This is a genomic window from Tateyamaria sp., from assembly GCF_059783535.1.
Window position 1 is genome coordinate 1 of the sequence record NZ_JBYNDP010000193.1, and the last position, 5161, is coordinate 5161.

Below are 5161 nucleotides of genomic sequence, written 5' to 3' on the forward strand. Positions count from 1 at the left end.
TGCGGCTCCATCCCGTCCCAATCGACGTGGTCCCAGTCTTCGTTTTTCTTGAAATGTCCCTTGTTCGGGTCGCTTTCCATCTGGTCGATCAGCTGGTCCCAGTCCTCGCGGACCGAGGACACGTCAATGGCGTCAAGCTCGTCGAAGTCGGTGGTGTAGAAGCGCGGCGTCAGCAGGGTGTTCTGCATGGCCGTTTCGGTGGCAAACTCGGACGTGAATTTTTCGTCCTGTGCCTGGGCGATGGCCAGACCTTCCTCAACAGAGGTGGCATCAGCGGTATGTTTTTCTGTGTTCTGGATATTCATAGCGTCACCTCTTCAGAGAAGGAGAATTCGCAGAGTTCCATGACTTCGAAATCGCCAGTGAGGCGGGTCCAGAGCCGTTCGAGGCCGGAGGCGCGGGTGATGATCGCCTCGCGATCCTCGCGCACGATCTCGCCGAAGGGGGCCATGATTTCCGGCCCTTGCACCTGCACCTCGTCGCCCGGATAGACGACGGCGCCGTTGTTGAACCGCACATGCGCGTGCAGGCTTTCGAACTTGTGGCTTATTTCGACCGTGCAGGGCGCACGTTCGACGTCCTTAGTCAGTAGTCCCATGGTGGCTTCCTCCTTGGGTCTGGGTGGGCTCCAGCAACCTGGCGAAGGTGCGGAGATTGTCGGCGCCGAAGCCCATCAGCTCGGCGCTCCAGTTGGTCGTGGGGTCGTAGAGTGAAAGACGGTTGCCGACGCGCAGGCGCAGCAGCACCGAGGCGGCGGCGTCTGCGCCAACCTTGCCCCGTTCGCGGGCGATCACCCGTTCAATGCCGGCGACAAAGCCGCCCTTGTCCGATGCAAAATCCGCCAGAACCGTGCCGTGTGCGTCCAGCACGCGCGCCGCACCCGACGCGTCGCCGGACAGGAAGATGGCCCTTTCCGCGATGATTTCCGTCTGGGGTGGGGTGCTTTCGAGGGGTCGGTCCGTGAGTGTGGCGATGGTGACCAGCGAAAGGACAATGAGCAGGAGGGCGAGGACCGCACGTATCAGGATGCGCGGGACAAGTTCGTCTTCCTTGGCGTGGATGCGGGGAGTGGTGGCGTCAGACATGGCGCTTACTCCGCCGCGACGGCGCCGCCGGGGGCAACGCGCGTGACTTGGGGTGTGCTGATCCGTGCTTCGGCCGCGTCGGCGAGGATGCGCGCAACGTTTTCGGCGTCGGGAATGCAGCGCAGGGCGGGCTGCGTGCTGCCGAACCGCCAGGGCCGTGCGTGCGGCCAGAGCACGAGGTAGCTGATTTTCGTCTTGCCGGTGGTGTCGAGCGCGATGGTGCCCGTGCCGTTTTTGCGCAGATCAAGTGCTGCGTTGCCCAGTTCGCGGTAGGGCAGGTTGATCGTCAGCGTGAGGGCCGCCCCGATCCGCATGGCGATGCGGGACGTTGTGATGGTGTACATCGTCGCCCTGGCCTGAATGAGTGCGACGCCGTAGAGCAGGGCGCAGACGATGGCCCCCAGAATGAGGAAGGGCACCGTGGCTCCGATCGCTTGCCCGATCGGCATGAGGTCCATCACCGAAATGAACCGCCAAGCGGCGAGCAGCCCGAAATAGCCGATGATCCAATTGAGGTTCAGCGCCTCGCGGGCGAGGGCGCGTGTGTCTGGCCTGCCTTGCCACAGGATCTGTTCCCCTTCGGGCGGGCGTTCGGGGAGCCCTTCGATTGGTTCGACTGCGAAATCATCATGGGACATGGCGCACGTTCCCTTTCACGGTTTCGGGGGACCTGCATTGGTGCTGATATGTCCGGGGTTCACCCCCGGGCCGCGCCCGACCCTCCCATTGCGCCAAAGGCGCATGGTTGATTTCCGGCACGCCCCCGGCGTGACGGGAGGGCGCATTGGTGATGTCACGCGCTGCACGGTTGTTTTGCAGACCAACAGCGTGGCGGTTCGAATTGAGGTTGGGAGCGCCCACCCAGGGTCGGGCGCCGCCCTTTTCGCAAAGTAACGAAGACGCACGCGCCAGCCGCCGGGATGCCCCGGGGCCTTGCCAGGATATGGCGCGCGCGTGTTGCATCAGAGCTTGGGCTCTTGCCGGCTGCTGTCGGCATAGAGGACACCGCCGCCGTAGTAGCCGCTGATCTTTTCCTCTTCGAGCATCGTCACCTGTGTGGCGCTGGCGTGCTGCGGCACAGTGGCAAAGTGCTTGCCATAAAGCGTGCGCACGACGACCCGGTCGGATTTGATCCGGGCAAGAGTCAGCGGCACCAGACGGTTGCCGGTGCCCCATTTGGCGTCGAGTGTGTATTCAAGGTAGCGCACGAGCTGTTCAGGCTCGTCTATCCACATATCGACGACCTTGCCCACAACTTCCCCGTCGCCGGAAACCAGCGGCAGGCCGCGTGGATCACGACCCTTGGCAAAGCGGAAGGCTTCATTGCCCGACATCGGGATAATTTTGGGGTGCCCGTGTCCATCGAGTTCAGGCACGTCGCGGCGTGGGGCCCAGCTGGCCGGGCCAACGCCGTCCAGCATCGGATCCCCCGTCGGCTCTAGCGGGTAGCCGTTGCCCGGACCGGAGCGTTTCATCGGAATGTCGGCGCGTTCGGGCGTTTGGCCTGATGGCACGGTCACGGTGCCACGCCCGTGGGGCAGTTCAAAACTCTTGTCTTCCGGCAAGGGGAACAGGCCGGAATTGGACGAGGCGTTGCCCTCGTCATCTTCCAGCGGATAGCCCTCGCGCATGTTTTCGCGCTGGATCCAAATGATGAGCCCGGCAAAGAAGATGTAGAACAACCAGAGCGCCAGCGACGCGAGGTCGAATTCGCCAAAGAATGTTGCGGTCATGACAGATGTCCTTTCCTGGAGAAGGTCATGTGGGGAAATCCGCGAGGCCCAGGCGGCCTGCGTCCTTCCGTTCGGTGAGGGGACCCGAAGTGCGCACAAGCGGTCCCAGGATGACGAGAGTGACGAAGAGCAAGCCAATCTCGGTATGGTAAACGAAGGAATATCCGGTAGTCGGGGTGGCGAGGCCTTCGCCCCAGGCTCCGGACATGGCGACAGCACCAATCCAGTCGCGCAGCGTGCCGCCCAGGGCGATGGCGACGCCTGCGGCCGTGGCCTGCGCGGCCCCCCACGCCCCAAGGGCAAGACCGCGCCCTGCGACGCCTTTTGCCGGCATCGCCATGGCTGCCGTGAGAGTTGACACGGCAAAGAGCCCGCCGCCGAAGCCGATCAGCGTGGCACCTGCGTAAAACAGCAGGTTGGCCTGCATGGGGGCTGCAAAGATCACAAGGGAGAAGGCCCAGATGCCCGCCAGCACGCCAGCGCCTGCCAGCCGGTAGGAATTCGACCCTTTCGCAAGCCGCCGCCCGGCCCAGATGAAGCCCGTCAGCGCGCCCGCCGCCCAGAGGGCCGTCAGGATCGTGGTGGCCGACACGGAAAGCCCGAGAATTTCGCCGCCATAGGGTTCCAGCAGCACGTCCTGCATGTTGAAGGCCATGGTTCCGATGAAGACGCAGGCGAGCAGGCGCCCGGCCTTGCCGCCGGCAGCGTAGTCGTTCCACGCGTCGCGGAAGAGCGGGCGCGGGGCCTCGCGCTGCTCACGGCTCATCGGCGTCACGCTTTCCTGTTTCCAGAGCGCGATGAAGGTGAGGACTGCGCCGACCACAGCAGAGCCTTGCACCACCCGGATCAGGGTCAAGCTGCTGTAATTGTTCAGTAAACCACCGATGATCAGGGCGGAGATGCCCATACCCACAAGGAACATGACGTAAAGCATCGCCACCACGCGGGGGCGCGTTTCATCCGTCGCACGGTCGCTGGCCAGGGCCAGTCCGGCGGTCTGGGTCATGTGAATGCCAAGGCCCGTCATCAGGAAGGCGAGGCCCGCCAGCACTTCGCCCGCGAAGGGGATCTTGTGCACCGTGTCGCCACTGAGCACGAGCAGGGCAAAGGGCATGATGGCGAGGCCGCCAAACTGCCAGAGCGCGCCGAACCAGATATAGGGGATGCGTTTCCACCCGATGGCGGAGCGGTAGGTGTCGGAGCGGAACCCCAGCAGCGCCCGGAACGGGGCCGACAGGACCGGCAGCGCGATCATCACCGCCACGATCATGGCGGGCACCGACAACTCCACGATCATCACGCGGTTGAGTGTACCGAGCAGCATGACCGAGGCCATGCCCACCGACACCTGGAACAACGACAGGCGCAAAAGCTGACCCATCGGCAGGTCATCTGACGCCGCATCTGCAAAAGGCAGTGCCTTGAGCGAGAGATGCTTGAGCGCGCTCATGGCCGCAGCTCCATCGCTTCGGAGATGTAGAAGCCGGATGTGATGCGGTCTACGGGGCGCAGCATACGGCGCACGCCAGCGGCCTTGGCAGCCTTGGCGAGTTTTGGGTGCGCATGCGGGATCATGACTGGTGAGCGGTCGGAGCGGGGGAAGGCCTTGCCCGCATACCACATCGCCATCAGCGCGGGGGTGCGCGGGGCAACGGTGAAAACAACAGGGCCACTGACGCGGGGTTCGAGCGCGGCAAGTGCGTCGCCGATGTCAGAGGCGGTGTAGTAGATCAGGCTGTCCATCGCGATGACGGCGTCAAATTGGCCCAGCTTGGGGTCCAGCATGTCGCCCGCGTGGAAGGTCACGCGGCCCGCCAGGTCGTGCGGCAGGCGCAGTTGCGCAATGTCGATCAGTTGCGGCGAAATATCGGCGGCCACCACTGTAGCCCCACGTTTGGCCAGTTCGATGGTGGCGACACCCGGCCCGCATCCCGCATCCAGCACCCGTGCCCCGCGCAGGTCGTCCGGCAGGCGGCTCAGCATCAGGTCGCGCATCCGCTCTCGCCCCGCGCGCACGGTTTCCCGAATGCGCGACACGGGCGCGTCTGATGTCAGACGCTCCCATGTCTTGGTCGCCGTGCGGTCGAAATAGTCTTCGACGCGGGCGCGGGTGGAGCCGTAGTCCATTAATCGAATCCCAGCAGTTCAAAGATATCGCGGTCTTCCATTGGGGCGGGGGCCAGCCCTTCGGTCCCGTTCCAGAGAGTTTCGGCAAGGCGGATATATTCGGCGCGGCAGCGCACGATGTCTTCCTCGTCGTCCATCTCGAACAGGGTCTTCTTTTTCAAGCGCGAGCGGCGGATGGCGTCCACATCGGGCATATGCGCGATGCGGTTAAAGCCG

Annotated in this window: 6 protein-coding genes and 2 pseudogenes; all 8 read right to left on the minus strand. The window is 64.1% G+C overall.

Annotated elements, in window-relative coordinates; translation table 11 throughout:
- A pseudogene (locus AC6RA8_RS20930) lies at positions 1 to 305 on the minus strand (magnesium-protoporphyrin IX monomethyl ester (oxidative) cyclase); the annotation flags it as partial.
- Positions 302 to 598, minus strand: coding sequence for an O2-dependent cyclase accessory protein (locus AC6RA8_RS20935; RefSeq protein ID WP_500355557.1), 297 nt, complete (start codon positions 596 to 598; stop codon positions 302 to 304). The pseudogene AC6RA8_RS20930 and the gene AC6RA8_RS20935, both read right to left, overlap by 4 nt.
- Positions 582 to 1085, minus strand: coding sequence for a photosynthetic complex assembly protein PuhC (gene puhC, locus AC6RA8_RS20940; protein ID WP_500355559.1), 504 nt, complete (start codon positions 1083 to 1085; stop codon positions 582 to 584). Before puhC ends, AC6RA8_RS20935 begins: the two co-directional genes overlap by 17 nt.
- Positions 1086 to 1090: 5 nt before the next feature.
- Positions 1091 to 1723, minus strand: a complete 633-nt coding sequence (gene puhB / locus AC6RA8_RS20945) for a photosynthetic complex putative assembly protein PuhB (RefSeq protein WP_500355561.1) — start codon at positions 1721 to 1723, stop codon at positions 1091 to 1093.
- Between the two features lie 324 nt (positions 1724 to 2047).
- Positions 2048 to 2818, minus strand: a complete 771-nt coding sequence (puhA, locus tag AC6RA8_RS20950; RefSeq protein WP_500355562.1) for a photosynthetic reaction center subunit H — start codon at positions 2816 to 2818, stop codon at positions 2048 to 2050.
- 25 nt (positions 2819 to 2843) lie between these two features.
- Positions 2844 to 4268, minus strand: coding sequence for a PucC family protein (locus AC6RA8_RS20955; protein ID WP_500355564.1), 1425 nt, complete (start codon positions 4266 to 4268; stop codon positions 2844 to 2846).
- A complete protein-coding gene (bchM, locus tag AC6RA8_RS20960; RefSeq protein WP_500355567.1) occupies positions 4265 to 4945 on the minus strand; it encodes a magnesium protoporphyrin IX methyltransferase in 681 nt (226 codons plus the stop codon). The genes AC6RA8_RS20955 and bchM overlap by 4 nt, the downstream gene beginning before the upstream one ends.
- Positions 4945 to 5161: pseudogene (gene chlL / locus AC6RA8_RS20965) on the minus strand (ferredoxin:protochlorophyllide reductase (ATP-dependent) iron-sulfur ATP-binding protein); the annotation flags it as partial. The pseudogene chlL and the gene bchM, both read right to left, overlap by 1 nt.